General features: G+C 67.4%; 13 protein-coding genes. 10 read left to right on the forward strand and 3 right to left on the reverse strand.

Features of this window, described 5'->3' with window-relative positions:
- Positions 1-70: 70 nt before the first annotated feature.
- Positions 71-1,288, reverse strand: a complete 1,218-nt coding sequence (gene nhaA, locus OHB12_RS26680; protein ID WP_327121500.1) for a Na+/H+ antiporter NhaA — start codon at positions 1,286-1,288, stop codon at positions 71-73.
- A 180-nt stretch (positions 1,289-1,468) separates the two neighbouring features.
- The gene (gene acs / locus OHB12_RS26685) at positions 1,469-3,448 is read right to left on the reverse strand and encodes an acetate--CoA ligase (RefSeq protein WP_327111786.1); all 1,980 of its coding nucleotides are present in this window, start codon (positions 3,446-3,448) and stop codon (positions 1,469-1,471) included.
- 411 nt (positions 3,449-3,859) lie between these two features.
- Here acs and OHB12_RS26690 point away from each other — a divergent pair, with 411 nt between their 5' ends.
- The 5 genes from OHB12_RS26690 to OHB12_RS26710 all read left to right on the forward strand — a co-directional run bounded on the left by OHB12_RS26690 (position 3,860) and on the right by OHB12_RS26710 (position 9,877).
- Positions 3,860-5,449, forward strand: coding sequence for a peptide ABC transporter substrate-binding protein (locus OHB12_RS26690; RefSeq protein ID WP_327121502.1), 1,590 nt, complete (start codon positions 3,860-3,862; stop codon positions 5,447-5,449).
- A gap of 63 nt (positions 5,450-5,512) precedes the next feature.
- Positions 5,513-6,439 carry an ABC transporter permease gene (locus tag OHB12_RS26695; protein WP_327111788.1) on the forward strand — a complete coding sequence of 309 codons (927 nt, stop codon included), beginning with the start codon at positions 5,513-5,515 and terminating at the stop codon, positions 6,437-6,439.
- Complete coding sequence (locus OHB12_RS26700) at positions 6,432-7,391, forward strand: ABC transporter permease (protein WP_327111790.1); 960 nt, start codon at positions 6,432-6,434, stop codon at positions 7,389-7,391. The genes OHB12_RS26695 and OHB12_RS26700 overlap by 8 nt, the downstream gene beginning before the upstream one ends.
- Positions 7,388-9,088: an ABC transporter ATP-binding protein gene (locus OHB12_RS26705; RefSeq protein ID WP_327111792.1), complete on the forward strand. Its 1,701-nt coding sequence runs from the start codon at positions 7,388-7,390 to the stop codon at positions 9,086-9,088. Before OHB12_RS26700 ends, OHB12_RS26705 begins: the two co-directional genes overlap by 4 nt.
- 45 nt (positions 9,089-9,133) lie before the next feature.
- Positions 9,134-9,877 (forward strand): oxidoreductase, encoded by a 744-nt coding sequence (locus OHB12_RS26710; RefSeq protein WP_327111794.1) that lies wholly within the window; start codon positions 9,134-9,136, stop codon positions 9,875-9,877.
- Between the two features lie 489 nt (positions 9,878-10,366).
- On the opposite strand, the gene OHB12_RS26715 is transcribed toward OHB12_RS26710, so the two are convergent.
- On the reverse strand, positions 10,367-11,176 hold the full coding sequence (locus OHB12_RS26715) for an HAD-IB family hydrolase (protein ID WP_327111796.1): 810 nt from the start codon (positions 11,174-11,176) through the stop codon (positions 10,367-10,369).
- 539 nt (positions 11,177-11,715) lie between these two features.
- On the opposite strand from OHB12_RS26715, the gene ssd reads away from it, so the two are divergent.
- The 5 genes from ssd to OHB12_RS26740 all read left to right on the forward strand — a co-directional run bounded on the left by ssd (position 11,716) and on the right by OHB12_RS26740 (position 16,029).
- Complete coding sequence (gene ssd / locus OHB12_RS26720; RefSeq protein ID WP_327111798.1) at positions 11,716-12,822, forward strand: septum site-determining protein Ssd; 1,107 nt, start codon at positions 11,716-11,718, stop codon at positions 12,820-12,822.
- Between the two features lie 10 nt (positions 12,823-12,832).
- A complete protein-coding gene (locus OHB12_RS26725; RefSeq protein WP_327111801.1) occupies positions 12,833-14,017 on the forward strand; it encodes a TadA family conjugal transfer-associated ATPase in 1,185 nt (394 codons plus the stop codon).
- Entirely contained in the window at positions 14,014-14,805 is a 792-nt protein-coding gene (locus tag OHB12_RS26730; RefSeq protein ID WP_327111803.1) for a type II secretion system F family protein, read from the forward strand. Before OHB12_RS26725 ends, OHB12_RS26730 begins: the two co-directional genes overlap by 4 nt.
- 285 nt (positions 14,806-15,090) lie before the next feature.
- A complete protein-coding gene (locus OHB12_RS26735) occupies positions 15,091-15,717 on the forward strand; it encodes a type II secretion system F family protein (protein WP_327111805.1) in 627 nt (208 codons plus the stop codon).
- A 126-nt stretch (positions 15,718-15,843) separates the two neighbouring features.
- Positions 15,844-16,029, forward strand: coding sequence for a DUF4244 domain-containing protein (locus OHB12_RS26740; RefSeq protein ID WP_327111807.1), 186 nt, complete (start codon positions 15,844-15,846; stop codon positions 16,027-16,029).
- Positions 16,030-16,042 lie beyond the last annotated feature (13 nt).

Here is a 16,042-nt window from a genome sequence, read left to right on the forward strand (position 1 = left end):
CTCTGCGGCGCTCCCGGTGCCCTTCGTGGTCACGCAGGCTACCGCCTCCGGGCACATCGCTCGCGCCGCATCACTCTTCACGTTGTAGCGCACGCGCGTCCCGCCGCGCCTGGTGGACACGCCCACGCCGCAACAGTAGCGCCGAACCCGCGAGCGACGCCGTCATCGACGTGACCAGCACAGCGGCCTTCGCCAATTCGACGGCGGAGCCGTCTCCGACGTCGCCCAGCGCGAGTTCCGCCACGAGAAGGCTAACCGTGAAGCCGATCGCGCCGAGCACCGACAGGGCGAACATGTCCCGGTACCCCAGCCCCATCGGGCGTTTCGCAATGCCCAATCGGATTGCGACCCAGCTGATCCCGAAGATGCCGATGGTCTTGCCCAGCAGCAAGCCGAGAATCACGGCCAGTGCCAGCCTATCGGTGAACAGTTCGCCGAACACATTGGTATCCAACGGAACTCCCGACGCGAACAGTGCGAACAGCGGGACGCACAGTCCTGCGGAGATCGGCTGGATCAAGTGTTCGAGCCGGGTGGCGGGCGCCTGCCCCTCGCCTGGGTCCGGCCGCACCCTGGTGAGCAGGCCCAACGCCACGCCCGCCAGGGTCGGGTGGATGCCCGCCTCGTGTAGCGCGTACCAGGACACCAGCGCCAGCGGGACATAGAGGATCGGCGTGCTGATCCGTTTGTGCTGGGCAAGCGCCCACCCGGCGAAGCAAGCCGCGGCGGCGAGCAACCACAGCAGCGACAGTGCGCCGGTGAACAGCACGGCGATCAGGATGATCGCCAACAGGTCGTCGACCACCGCGAGACTGAGCAGGAACACGCGCGCGCTTGCCGGGATGCGCGAGCCCGTCATCGCGAGCACGGCCAGCGCGAACGCGATGTCGGTGGCGACCGGGATGGCCCAGCCGCGCTCCATGCCTGGGACGCCGAAGCCGACCGCCGACGCGATCAGCGCCGGGGTCACCACGCCGCCGACCGCCGCGACGATCGGCAGCGCGGCGCGCCTGCGGTCGGCCAGTTCGCCGACGACGAACTCGCGTTTGAGCTCGAGGCCCGCGACGAAGAAGAAGATCGCGAGCAGGCCGTCCTTGGTCCAGTCGGCCAGGGTCCATTCCACATGCAGCGGCCAGATGGCGACGACCGTGTCGGTCATCCGCACGTAGCTGTCGGCCCATGGCGAATTCGCCCACAGCAACGCGACAGCTGCCGCGATCAGAAGCAGTGCGCCGCCGACGGTCTCGGTGCGGAGATAGCGGGTCAGTTCCGAGCGCACCTGCGTGATCACGGGGAACCTTTCGGCGGAACGGTCAGGACGAGCGGACGCGCTCCCACCGAATTAGGTTATCGGGCACACGACCGCACGCCGACCAGACTTCCCGGCACACCTCACGCAATTCTAACGGGCACGGCCGGTGACGAGGGACGTAACCGGCCATAGGATGCCGTTTTCACCCATGTCGGGTCAGGCTTTGCCCACCCGGATCGCTTCGAAGACGCTGGGGTCGACCAGGGTCGAGGTGTCGCCGAGTTCGCGTCCTTCGGCGATGTCGCGTAGTAGGCGGCGCATGATTTTGCCGCTGCGGGTTTTGGGGAGTTCGGGGACGATGTGGATTTCTCTGGGTCGCGCGATCGGGCTGATTTCTTGGGATACCTCTGCTTTGAGTTCGTCGATCAGGTCGGTTCCGGTGTTGTCGGTTTCGGCGGTGAGGATGACGAAGGCGACGATGCCTTGGCCGGTGGTGGCGTCGGTGGCGCCGACGACCGCGGCTTCGGCGACGCCGTGGTGTCCGACGAGCGCGGATTCGACTTCGGCGGTGGAGATGCGGTGGCCGGAGACGTTCATGACGTCATCGACACGGCCGAGTATCCACAGGTCACCGTCGGTGTCGAGGGTGGCGCCGTCGCCGGCGAAGTACCAGCCGTGTTCGGCGAAGCGTGTCCAGTAGGTTTCGCGGAAGCGTTCGGTATCGCCCCAGATACCACGCAGCATGGCAGGCCATGGCTGATCGAGCACGAGGTAGCCGACGACCGCGGAGCGGTCCGAGGAATCGGCCTCGGTATGGGGTTGGTGTACCGGTTGGCCGTCCTCGTCGACCACTTGTGCGGAGATCCCGGGTAGCGGGGTCATCGCGGCGCCGGGTTTGGTGGCGGTGACCCCGGGTAGCGGGGAGATCATGATGGCGCCGGTTTCGGTTTGCCACCAGGTGTCCACGATCGGGGTGCGGTTACCGCCGATCACCTCGCGGTACCAGCGCCAGGCTTCGGGGTTGATCGGTTCGCCGACGGATCCGAGTAGCCGGATGCTGGACAGGTCGTGCGCGGCGGGGATCTGCTTACCCCATTTCATGAAGGTGCGTACCAGGGTCGGTGCGGTGTAGTAGATGGTGACGCCGTATTTTTCGATGATTTCGAAGTGTCGGTGCTCGTTCGGCGAGTTGGGGGTGCCTTCGTAGACGACCTGGGTAGCGCGGTTGGACAGAGGCCCGTAGACGATATAGCTGTGTCCGGTGACCCAGCCGATGTCGGCGGTGCACCAGTAGATGTCTTGTCCGGGTTTGTGGTCGAAGACGGTGTGGTGGGTGTAGGAGGTTTGGGTGAGGTAGCCGCCGCTGGTGTGCAGGATGCCTTTGGGTTTTCCGGTGGTACCGGAGGTGTAGAGGATGAACAGGGGGTGTTCGGCGTCGAAGGGCTGGGCCTGGTGTTCGGGGGCGGCTCGCCCGACGGTGTCGTGCCACCACAGGTCGCGGCCCTCGGCCCAGGGCACTTCGATCCCGGTGCGGCGCACCACCAGCACATGCTCGACACTGCAGGGCGCATCACCATGGGCCGATAGCGCTTCGTCGACAGCCGCCTTCAGCGGTACGGGCTTGCCGCGGCGCCACTGCCCGTCGGTAGTGATGATCAACCGGGCACCGGCGTCGTCGACACGCTGTCGAAGGGCGGTGGGGGAGAATCCGGCGAACACGACCGAGTGGGTAAGGCCCAGCCGGGCACAGGCGAGCATAGCGACGATGGCCTCGGGCACCATCGGCATGTATATGGCGACCCGGTCGCCGGCCCGCAACCCGAGTTCGGTCAAACAGTTGGCCGCCCGGCACACCTCGGCGAGCAGTTCTGTGTAGGTGATGGCGCGGGAGTCGCCGGGTTCGCCTTCCCAATGGATGGCGACTTGGTCGCCGTACCCGTCCAGGACATGCCGGTCCACACAGTTGTAGGCGACGTTGAGCGTGCCGCCGACGAACCACTTCGCCACCGGCGCGGCACTCCAGTCCAGCACCCGATCGAACGGGCGATGCCACTGCAGCCGATCGGCCTGCTCACCCCAGAACGCGTCGCGATCGACCGTCGCCCGCTGGTAGAGCGTGGCATCGGCGTTCGCCGCGGCGGCGAATTCCGCGGTCGGCGGGTACGAGTCCCTGTGGTCGGCGGTGGTTTCGGTCATCTCATCTCTTCTTTCCACGTAGCCTGAGCGCACGAATCGACGCAGCCGAGTTCGACAGTAATCAACTGTGACCTGAGCCGCGTCCGGTGTGCCCACCGGGTTCGATACCGTCACGCGGTGCGCGATCGACACGGCGGCGGCCGGTCCGTGGTCCCATCGGATCGCCTCGACGGAGGCGATGTTGCGGCGAACGGATCAATTTCGCGTGAGTTTTGACGTGTTTCTGTGATGTTGCCGGATTGGTAACAAGTGGAATGAACTCGGGTCGATCCGATGACAGCGTCTGCCGCGGTGGATACTCTGCGAACACCCAAGGCGGATCGTGTCGGCGTGCGCTGATGGACCTCGCGCGCCTGTCGTCGGTTTCCCCCCTTCACGCACCGGGAGAATGCGTTGAGATTCCACAGAGCGATGGCGCTGACCGCGGCTGTACTTCTGGCCACAAGCCTCGGACTGGCCGCCTGTTCGTCGGACGACGGTGCCGACGCCGACATCATCACCGTGAACGGCGGCGAGCCACAGAATCCGTTGGTACCTACCAACACCAACGAGAACATGGGTGGTCGTGTGGTGGACCGACTGTTCGCTGGCCTGAAATATTACGACGCCGACGGCAAGGCGCACGACGAAATGGCGGAGTCGATCCAGACCACGGATCGGAAGAACTATCGGGTCACCATCAAGCCGAACTGGAAGTTCAGCGACGGCACTCCGGTGACCGCGAAGTCGTTCGTCGACGCGTGGAACTACGGCGCGCTCGGCACCAACGCCCAGCTGCAGAGCTATGTGTTCACTCCCATCCTCGGCTTCGAGGAGGTATCGGCGGAAAACCCGACGGCACAGACGATGTCGGGCCTGAAGGTGGTCGATGACCGCACTTTCACCATCGAGCTGAAGGCGCCGTCGATCGATTTCGAGACCGGGCTCGGGTACGCGCCGTTCTATCCGCTGCCGGAGGTCGCGTTCGAGGACATCAAGGCATTCGGGGAGAACCCGATCGGCAACGGTCCGTACAAGTTCGCCGGTACCGGAGCGTGGGAGCACAACGTCAAGATCGATCTGGTGTCCAATCCGGACTACCCGGGCCGTCGCCCGGCTAAGAACAAGGGCCTGCGGTTCGTGATGTACCAGTCCTTCGACACCGCCTACGCGGATCTGCAGGCGGGCAACCTCGATGCGCTGGACACCGTGCCCGACAGCGCGCTCACCTCCTACAAGCAAGATCTCGGCGACCGCGCGATCACGAAGCCGACCGCGCAGAACCAGCACATCGGCATCCAATCCAATGTCGCGCACTTCGCGGGTGCGGAAGGGCTGTTGCGGCGCAGAGCGATTTCGCTGGCCATCAATCGAGAACAGATCTGCGAGAACATCTTCCACGGCACCCGGATTCCGGCCCTCGACTTCACCGCGAGCACGCTGCCCGGGTTCGACGGAAACCTGCCCGGCGTAGAGATGCTGAAGTACAACCCCGACGAGGCCAAGAAACTGTGGGCGCAAGCCGACGCGATCTCGCCGTGGTCGGGTCGCTATGAGATCGCCTACAACTCCGACGGCGGCCATCAGGCCTGGGTCGAGGCCGTGGCGAACAGTGTGAAGAACACCCTCGCCATCGACGCGATCGGCACACCCTACCCGACGTTCAAGAATATTCGCGACGAGGTGAACGGACGCACCATCGACAAGGCGTTCCGGTACGGCTGGCAGGGTGATTACCCCACGATGCTGCAGTTCCTCACCTCGCAGTACTACAGCTACTCCGACACCAACAACGTCGACTACAAGAGCCCCGAGTTCGACCGTCTGCTCGACGCCGCTCAGGCCGCCCCGACCCAGGAGGAGTCCTACAAGATCGTCGCGCGGGCGCAGGAGCTGCTGCTCGCGGACATGGCCGACATCCCGGTGCTCGACTACGTCGCCGCAGCGGGCCGCTCGGACAAGGTGCAGAAGGCCGAACTCGCCTGGAACGGTCTGTTCGACTTCGAGAACATCGAGAAATAGCCGCTCGGCGATTCGCGTCGTCTCCGGTTGGCGGCGCGGATCACCGCTCACCCAGGAGGCGTAATGGCCTGGTATGTCGTGCGGCGTCTGCTCCAGATGATCCCCGTGTTCCTCGGGGCGACGTTGCTCATCTATGCCCTGGTGTTCCTTGTCCCCGGCGACCCGATCCACGCGCTGGCCGGCGACAAGCCGATGACGCCCGCGGTGGAGGCCCAGCTTCGCGCGCGCTACCACCTCGACCAGCCATTCATCGTGCAATACCTGCTGTACCTGAAGGGCATCGTCACGTTGGACTTCGGCACGGCCTTCTCCGGCAGGCCGGTGCGTGACGAGCTCGCGCGTGCCTTTCCGATCACCATCAGACTGGCGTTCATGGCCTTGGTCATCGAGGCCGTGTTCGGCGTCGTGTTCGGCTTGATCGCCGGGCTGCGCAAAGGCAAGCTGTTCGACTCGACGATGCTGGTGATCAGCCTGATCGTCATCGCGGTGCCGGTTTTCGTGGTGGGCTTCCTCGCGCAGTTCCTGCTCGGGGTGAAATGGGGGATCGCGCCGGTGACCGTCACCGGGAAGGCCAGCGTCGGGGAGCTGCTGGTTCCGGCGTTCGTGCTGGGCTCGCTGTCGTTCGCCTACGTGCTGCGGCTGACGCGAAACTCGGTGGCGGAGAACATGTCCGCCGACTACGTACGAACCGCGACCGCGAAGGGGCTCAGCAGGCCGCGTGTGGTGACCGTGCACATCCTGCGCAATTCGATGATCCCGGTGATCACCTTCCTCGGTGCCGACCTCGGCGCGCTGATGGGCGGGGCGATCGTCACCGAGGGCATCTTCAACATCCCCGGTGTGGGCGGCACGCTTTACCAGGCGATCACCAGGGGCGAACCGCCGACGGTGGTCTCGTTCGTCACGGTGCTCATCGTCATCTTTCTGATCTCCAATCTGGTCATCGACCTGCTCTACGCCGCACTCGACCCAAGGATTCGCTATGCCTGACCCGAACAAAGGCTCCGGCCCGGAGCGCGTCGGGCAGGAGCACTTCGTCGCTCCGCCCGACGAGGTCGAGGTGCTCGGCACCGACGTGGTGGTGGATTCGGGTGCGCCGACCAGTATCTGGCGTGATGCATGGCGGCAGCTGCGGCGCAATCCGATCTTCGTCATCGCGGCGCTGTTGATCGTGTTCGTCCTGATCGTTGTGATCTGGCCGGGGTTGTTCACCGGCCAGGACCCCCGATACTGCAACGGCGACTTCAGCATGGACCCGAGCGGCGCGGGACATCCGTTCGGCTTCGACAAGCAGGGATGCGACATCTATGCCCGAACCGTTTACGGCGCACGGGCTTCCGTGCTGGCCGGTGTCGGTGCGACGGTGCTGTTCGTGCTGATCGGCGGCACGCTCGGGGCGCTCGCGGGCTTCTACGGCGGGCTGCTCGACTCGATCGTGTCTCGCGTCGCGGAGGTCTTCTATGCCATCCCGCTGATGCTGGCCGCCATCGTGATCATGCAGCTGCTGGATTCGCGCACGATCTGGACGGTGGTCGTCATCCTCGCCTCGTTCACTTGGCCGCAGGCGGCGCGGATCGCCCGTAGCGCCGTGATCCAGGCGAAGAACAGTGATTACGTCACAGCGGCAAAGGCTTTGGGCGTCTCCCGAATGCAGACGTTGTTGCGTCACGTGCTGCCGAACGCGGCGGGACCGCTGATCGTGGTCACTACGCTGTGGCTCGGCGTCTTCATCGTCACCGAGGCGACGCTGTCCTACCTCGGCGTCGGATTGCCACGCACGGTCGTGTCCTGGGGCGCGGACATCGCCTCCGGGCAGAAGGAGATCCGCACGTCGGCGATCCTGTTCTATCCCGCGACGGCTCTGGCGCTCACCGTGCTGAGCTTCATCATGCTGGGCGACGCTGTGCGTGACGCCCTCGACCCGAAGGCGAGGAAGCGATGAGCGACGCCGCGCAGACGCCGCTGCTCGAGATCACCGGCCTCAACGTGAGTTTCACCGCGGAGGGTAAGCGGGTGCCCGCGGTCCGCGATGTGAGCCTGTCGGTGTATCCGGGCCAGACCGTAGCCATCGTCGGCGAATCGGGCTCCGGGAAGTCGACGACAGCGCATGCCGTCATCGATCTGCTGCCCGGAACGGGGCGGGTCACCTCCGGCGAGATTATGTTCGACGGCAAAGACCTCACCGCGGCCTCGAAGCGGGACATCGTCGCCGTGCGTGGCAGCGGCATCGGTCTGGTGCCCCAGGACCCGATGTCGAATCTGAACCCGGTGTGGAAGATCGGGTTCCAGATCCGGGAGACGCTCGAGGCCAACGGCATCGCGAAAGGTAAGGCGGCCAGGAGACGGGCCGTCGAGCTGCTCGAGGAAGCAGGCATGTCCGATGCCGAGCGCAGAGTCAACCAGTATCCGCACGAGTTCTCCGGCGGCATGCGCCAGCGCGCGCTGATCGCGATCGGGCTGGCCTGCCGCCCCAAGCTGCTGATCGCGGACGAGCCGACCTCGGCGCTGGACGTCACGGTGCAGCGGCAGATCCTCGATCACCTCGACGGGCTGACGGCCGAACTCGGCACCGCGGTTCTGCTGATCACCCACGACCTCGGTCTCGCCGCCGAACGTGCGGAACATCTGGTGGTCATGTACCGCGGCAGGGTGGTGGAATCCGGTCCGGCCCTGCGGATTCTGCGAGACCCGCAGCATCTGTACACCAAGCGGTTGGTGAACTCGGCACCTTCGCTTGCCTCGCAGCGGTTGTCGTCGGTGCGGCAGCGGGCCGAGATCCGTGCGCAGGCGGCGCAGGTCGCCGCGCAGGTGGCCACGGCCGAGGGCGAGCCGACGGCCGTTGACGACAATGTGGTTGTGGCCGAACATCTCACCAAGGTGTTCCCGATTCGCGGCGGCACGCCGTGGAAGTCGACCGACTTCGTCGCGGTGGACGACGTGTCGTTCCGATTGCGGCGCGGCGCGACGACAGCCATCGTGGGCGAGTCCGGATCGGGTAAGTCGACGGTCGCGCAGATGGTGCTCGGTCTGCTAGAGCCGACCTCTGGGTCGGTGACCTTCGACGGCAAGGAGGTGGCGAAGCTGGATCGCAAGGGCGCCTTCGCGTTCCGGCGCAGGGTGCAGCCGATCTTCCAGGACCCCTACGGCTCGCTCGACCCGATGTACTCGATCTACCGCTGCATCGAGGAGCCGCTGCGTACGCACAAGATCGGCACGCCCGAGCAGCGTGCGGTGACGGTCCGGGAACTGCTGGACAAGGTGTCACTGCCGTCCACTGTGCTGCGGCGTTATCCCAACGAGCTGTCCGGCGGGCAGCGCCAACGCGTTGCCGTCGCGCGGGCGCTCGCACTGCAGCCGGAGGTGGTGGTTTGTGACGAGGCGGTCTCCGCGCTCGACGTGCTGGTGCAGGCGCAGATCCTGCGGCTGCTCAACGATCTGCAGGCCGAACTCGGGCTGTCGTATTTGTTCATCACCCACGACCTGGCCGTCGTCCGGCAGATCGCGGACGATGTGCTGGTCGTGCAGCGCGGGAAAGTGGTCGAGGCGGCGACGACGAACGAGGTGTTCGACGCTCCGAAGCAGGAGTACACCCGCAGGCTGCTCGATGCCATCCCGGGGCGCGACCTGCTGGCCGGATAGGGCAGGCCGGATCGGTTCACGCGACCGGAAGTAGCCTCGTATGCCGTGACCGATCCGCTACAACCCCTCATCGATCTGCCCGGTGTCCGGGACGCGGCCGACCGGGCCCGTGCCGCCTTGGCCGAGGTGCACCGGCACAAAGCCAACCGGCGCGGGTGGCCCACTACGGCGGCCGAGGCCGCGGTGCGTGCGGCCCGATCCTCGGCTGCCATCGACGGCGGCAACACCGAGCTGCCTGCCGACGGCCGGGTGGCCGATCCGATTCTGGCCGGGGCGCTGCGGGTGGGGCAGGCGTTGGACGGGGACGCGCTGCGAAATCTGGTCGGCACCTGGCAGCGGGCACCGTTGCAGGCGCTGGCGCGGCTGCATCTGCTCGCCGCCGTCGATCTGGTGCCGAAGGAGGAGTCGCTCGGCAGGCCGCGCGGCGACGCAGGCGTGGCGGAGCGGCTGGATCTGCTGGTGCAGACGGTGCTCGGATCGAGTGCGCCCGCGCCGGTACTCGCCGCGGTGGTGCACGGTGAGCTACTGGCCCTGCGACCGTTCGGAACGGCGGACGGTGTGGTGGCACGGGCCGCCTCGCGCCTGGTCGCGGTGTCGAGTGGGCTGGACCCGCACAGTCTCGGCGTGCCGGAGGTGTTCTGGTTGCGCAGGCGCCAGGCATACCTGGATGCGGCCGTCGCATTTGGAACCGGGGATCCGGATGCTGTGGGCAGTTGGGTGATCCTGTGCTGCGGCGCGTTCGAGGACGGGGCGCGGGAGGCCACATCGATCGCCGATTCCGCGGGATAGCGGGCCGTACACGTCAAAGCGGGCGGCGTGTCTTTCGACCTCACCGCCCGCTAGCACGGACGCCCGGTTACCAAGCGTGCTATGTGGGTTGTGTTCTGCGGCCTCGGCGACAATCCGGACATCATCGGTTCATCCCCGCAACCTGTGCGAGGCCCTCGCCGTCGAATATCCGTATTTCGCAGGCCCACAACGCTTCTGCCCTTGTCGCGGCGCGCTCCGCGTGGGTGCCTGGTGTCCGTGCTGGGAAGGGGGGGATGGGAGACAATACCTTCTCTTCCGGTCCTGCCTTGGCCTTCCGTCCTTCCGTAGCTCCATTTCTACACTGTGACTGCCCTCACATCAAGAGATCGGAGAACATTCAATAAGCGGCATGTCATCCGGTGTTTCGTGGTTAAATGCCTGGTCGTCCCGCCCCCCGTGTGATGTCGGCAGATGCTAGGAGTTCGCCGCGTAACCCATCGCAGGGCAGGCTGCGCGGGCAGTCGAAACTCAGCGTCGCCGCCGCAGGAGCCGGTAGCTGATGGCACCGGCCAGCACCGCGCTCAGGCCGACCGCTGCCGTCGCCGCAAGCGTGGTGGACGACGGCGCCTGGAAGCGTGCCCACAGGGACACCGGGTTGGAGAAGGCCAGGATCGGCCAGCCACGCGCCGTTGCCTCGCGGCGCAGATTGCGATCCGGATTGACCGCCGTCGGGTGGCCCACCGCGCCCAGCAGCGGCAGATCCGTGATCGAGTCGGAATAGGCGTAACAGCGCGACAGGTCGTACCCCTCGCTGGCGGAGAGCTTTTCGATCGCGGCGACCTTGCCCTCGCCATAGCAGTAGAACTCGACCTCGCCGGTGTACTTGCCGTCCGCCACGACCATCCGGGTAGCCGCGGTATGCGAGGCGCCGAGCGCTTCCGCGATCGGACCGACGATCTCCTCGCCGGATGCCGAGACGATCACCACATCGTGGCCCCGAATCTTGTGGTCGGCGATGAGATCGGCAGCCTCCGCGTAGATCAGCGGGTCGACCAGCTCGTGCAGAGTCTCGGCCACAATGGATTTCACCTGCTCGACATCCCAGCCCGCGCACATGTTCGTAAGATGGGCGCGCATCCGCTCCATCTGGTCGTGGTCGGCGCCCGACAGCAGAAACAGGAAATGGGCGTAGCTGCTCTCCAGGACGGCGCGGCGGTTCAGCAGTCCCTGTGCGTAGAAGGGCTTGCTGAACACGAACGTGCTCGACTTCGCGATCACTGTCTTGTCGAGATCGAAGAAGGCGGCGACGCGGCCGCCCGCGGTGGCTGGGTTGTCCACCCGACCAGGATAGGCGGCTGCCTCGCCTTCGCTCGGCCCGGCGCGGGCTGAGGGCGGACAGAGTCCGGCTGTGTTTGATGTGCGGCTGCCTCGCCTTCGCTCGGCCCGGCGCGGGCTGAGGGCGGACAGAGTCTGGCTGTGTTTGATGTGCGGCTGCCTCTGTGTTGGCTCGGCGTGCCCCTAGGCATGCGTGGACCCCGGTGGAGGGCGGGTCGGAGCACGCGACGTTACGGGTGAGTTTGCCCCGCAGACGCCGGGGCACGACGGTTGCAAAGTTCTCCGGCGGCAGACTTGCGTTGTGTCCGGGGCTTGGGTGTAGTATTTGTGGCACCTGGACATAGTCCAGGCGCGTTCAGCCCGACCCCCCGGGGCTGAACCCCGACGGCCCCAGCCTCCTCCCCCCCCGGCTGGGGCCGTCCTCTATTTCGGGGACGGTTCGCGGTTCGCGTGGCGCGGGAAGTTATCCACAGCCCGCGAGTTGTCCACATTCGGCACTTCGCCTCTTCTCTCCTTGAGCGTATTCGGCAACGCTGACCTGCATGAATCTCGAAGCGCCACCGGCCGACGGCCCGCCACCGGCTCTCGTGCTCATCGACGACGACCGTCTCAGCGACGAAGTCCGGCGCGTCGCGGCCGCCGCCCAGCGGGGCCTCGACGAGCGGCTACACCCGGTCGGCAGGTACGCGTGGACCGGTGCGCCGCTGGTGGTCCTGGACACAAACGCCGCACGAGACGCGGCGTCGGCCGGCTATCTGCGCCGGGCGGGTGTGGTCTTGGTAACCGACGGTGAGCCGGGATTGCTCGATTGGCAGGCGGCGGCGTCGGTCGGCGCGGAGCGAGTTATCGCCCTGCCCGGTGCCGCGGTAGGGCTGATCGAAATGTTCGCCCAGTACGGCGAGCACCGTGCGGGCGACGGTATCGTCGTCGCCATCGTCGGGGCGGGCGGTGGCGCGGGCGCGTCCACCTTGGCCGCCGCGCTCGCGCTGCGCGCCGCCGCCGAGGGATTCCGCCACGAAACGTTGCTGGTCGACGGCGCGCCGTTCAGTGGTGGCCTCGACCTGCTGCTCGGCATCGAGACCACGGCGGGTCCGCGCTGGCCCGACCTGGTCGTCGAGGACGGGCGCGTGTCCGCTGCCGCGCTGCACGGCGCGCTGCCCACCGCCGCTTCCGGCCTGGCGGTGCTGTCCTGCGGCCGCCGTGGTGCGGGTCGATTGCCTCGTGAGCTCGGATCGGCCGCCGTCCGTGCGGTCATCGAAGCGGGCCGGGGTGCAGGCGATTTGGTAGTTTGCGACATTTCGGGTGAGCGGGGTCCGCATGCCGACCAGATGCTCGACTCGGCGGATCTCGTCGTTCTGGTCGTCCCGGCGCGGCTGCGGGCTGTCGCCGCCGCCGAGGCGGTGTCTGCCCACGTCGCGCGTCGAAACCCGAACCGGGGCTTGATTGTCCGCGGACCCGCGCCCGGTGGTCTGCGCGGAGCCGAGGTCGCCGAGGTGCTCGATCTTCCGTTGCTCGCCGCCGTCCGCGCGCAGACCGGGCTCGCGCAGCGCGTGGAACGCGGCGGGGTCTCGGTGCGCCGCCGTGGACCGCTGCGCGATGCCGCCGATGCCGTGCTCGGGGTGCTGAGCGCACCCGCGGGGCAGCGGTGAGGAGGCGGCAATGAGTGCGTTGGTGACTTCCGAGCTGCTGGATCGGGTGCGGGAGCGGCTGGCAGGAGCGACGGGCGATCCGGATCCGGCGCAGGTTGCCGCCGCCATCCGGGCCGAAGCGGGCGGGGTGCTCGGCGACACCGACCTGCTCCGGGCGCTGCGGTTGTTGCAGACGGAAATGACCGGGGCCGGCGCGCTCGAACCGTTGCTGCACGATCCACACGTCGCGGACGTCTTGGTAACAGGGCCCGACGCGGTGTGGATCGATCGGGGCCACGGATTGGAGAAGACGTCCATCACGTTCCCGGACGAGGCGGCGATCCGACGACTCGCGCAGCGGTTGGCGCTGTCGGCGGGGCGGCGACTCGACGACGCGCAGCCATGGGTGGACGGCAGGCTGTCCGGAACCGGTGCGGCCCTGGGGGATTCATTCGGAGTTCGTCTGCACGCGGTGCTCGCGCCGGTCGCCCACGGCGGCACCTGTCTCTCGTTGCGCGTCCTCCGTCCCGCCACCCAGGGGCTGGACGCGCTCGCCGCGGCGGGTGCGGTGCCCGCCGACGCACAGCTGTTGCTACAGCGGATCGTGCAGGCGCGGTTGGCATTTCTCGTGGTCGGCGGCACCGGCGCGGGCAAGACGACGCTCCTGTCCGGCCTGCTCGCCACGGTGGGGCCGACCGAGCGGATCGTCTGCGTCGAGGACGCGGCCGAGCTGGCACCGCCGCATCCGCATGTGGTCCGCTTGGTAGCCAGAACTGCGAACGTGGAGGGCGTCGGTGAGGTCACCGTTCGCGACCTGGTCCGGCAGGCGCTGCGCATGCGGCCCGACCGCATCGTGGTCGGCGAGGTCAGAGGAGCCGAGGTGGTCGACCTCCTGACCGCATTGAACACAGGCCACGACGGCGGCGCGGGCACCGTGCACGCCAACTCGCCGCAGGAGCTTCCCGCTCGACTGGAAGCCCTTGCCGCCCTCGGCGGAATGGACCGCGCGGCCCTGCACAGCCAACTCGCCGCCGCCGTGCAGGTAGTCCTGCACGTGCACCGTCGATCCGACGGATCGCGCGGGCTCCGCGAGATCGGCCTTGTGCACCGCGACGATGGTGGGCGCGTGCGGATCACTCCCGCCTGGCACGCTACTGCCGACGCCCCTGCGGCCGACGAGCTGTACCACCTGCTTGACGAACGGCTCACCAGATGAGCGCCGCGATAGTGTGTCTGGCGCTCGCTGTGCTTGTGGTCCCGGCGTCGACCTCACGGTGCCGGTTCGCGCGAATGTTCGCCGCGTCGAGTGAGCGTCGAAAGTCTCCGCAGAACAGTATTTTCCGAGCATGCGCTCTGGTGGGCATCGCGGCCCTGCTTGCTTTCGGGCCAGGCCCGTTCCTGGCGGCCGGTCTGGTCGCCGGGACTGTGGGATTCCGGATCCGCAGGGCCACGCGGGACCGGCACCGGAACGCCGAGTGCGGGTACCTGCTCGACGCACTGGAGGCCGTGATCGGCGAGTTGCGGGTCGGCGCACATCCGAGTGCCGCCGCAGAGGTCGCGGCGCGCGAGTCGCGGGGTGACTCGGCTCGCGCATTTACCGTCGGCGCCGCGCGTAGCAGGCTCGGCGGCCCTGCGGCGGCGGGGCTGCGCCAGCCGGATTCGATTGTCGCGGTGGAGCTGTCCAGGATCGCGGATGCCTGGCAGGTCGCCGAGCAGCACGGCCTTGCGCTCGCGGAGTTGCTGTCGGCGGCGCGCACCGATCTCGCTGGCCGCATTCGGTTTCACGGCCGCACCACGGCGGCGCTGGCGGGTGCCCGTGCGACCGCCGCGGTCTTGGCGGGCCTGCCATTCCTGGGAATTGTTCTCGGACAAATGATGGGTGCCTCGCCCTTGCGTGTCCTCTTCGCCTCGTCCATCGGGGTGGTCCTGCTGCCGCTCGGCGCCGGTCTGGCCTGTGCTGGTCTGCTGTGGACCGACGCCATTACACGAAGAGTTCTGGTATGACGCGGTTTTCAGCATTGGTGGTGAACCGGTCAGCTGATGAGGGTCGAACAGGTTCCCCTCGGCGAAGTGGTCATCACGGATTTCGCACGCCGCGACCGGCGAGTGGCAGCAGGTCGAGATCGACGCGCGGGTCATCGACCATGCCTGGTTCCGGATCGACCTGCCCGGCCCCGGCCGGTCAGCCGTCGGCACCGAGACCACCGGCAGTCCATTGCTGGGCTGGGTGGCCGGTTGTGCTGTCTGCGCGGCATTTTCACGCATCTGTTCTCGTGACGGGAGTTGGGGATGGAGTTCATCACGGAGAATTCGATAGTCCCGCTGTTGTTGCTGATGGTCGCGTTGGCGGTGTTCCCCGGGCGGGTGGCGGTGAGCCGGCGGCTGCGTGCCCTCCGGCAGTTGAGCACCGGACCGGTCGAGTCGTCGCGCGGAGCGGATCGGAAGGCCGATCCGCTTGCCGTAGCTTCGGTCTTCGACCTGCTGGCCGCCTGTCTACGGGCCGGGCTCCCCATGGCGGGCGCGGCGCGGGCCGTGGCGCCCGGCGCGCCGGAACCGCTGGGGGATGCTCTGCGGCGGGCAGCGGATCTGCTCGCACTCGGCGCCGATGCGGCTACGGCGTGGGAGCGGGTCGCGCGCGACGGGACCGGGCGTGCGGGGGCGGAAGAGATCGAGTCGCTTGCCCGGATGGCGCGGCGCTCCGCGCGGTCCGGAGCGTCGCTGGCGGTCGCGGTCGGGGAGTTGGCCGAACAGCGCAGGGGCGCGCTCGAAGACGAGGCCGCCGCGAAGGCGGAGCGTGCCGGGGTGCTGATCGGAGGCCCTCTCGGATTGTGTTTCCTTCCCGCCTTTGTCTGCCTCGGCATCGTGCCCGTCGTGATCGGACTGGCGGGCCGAGTGCTCGGCGGTGGGCTGTTGTGACGTCACGCACCCGGCCGATGGAAACGTGCTCGCGCGGATGGGCCGCATGGGCGGGAGTGAGAGGGGAATCAGGTGCGAATCGAGCGGATAAGGAGGTCCGCGGGCCAGGGCTTGCGGGCTGTGTATATGGCACTGCGTTCGCGAATGGTGCAAGCGATGGTCGCGGACGATGGCATGAGCACGGCCGAGTACGCGATCGGCACGATCGCGGCGGCAGCCTTCGGCGCCGTGCTCTATGGCGTCGTGACGGGCGACAGCATCGTGAACGCGTTGACGAAGATCATCGATCGGGCGCTCAACACCAGGGTGTAGCCACCCGTGCTGG

Source organism: Nocardia sp. NBC_01730 (genome assembly GCF_035920445.1).
Classification (GTDB): domain Bacteria; phylum Actinomycetota; class Actinomycetes; order Mycobacteriales; family Mycobacteriaceae; genus Nocardia.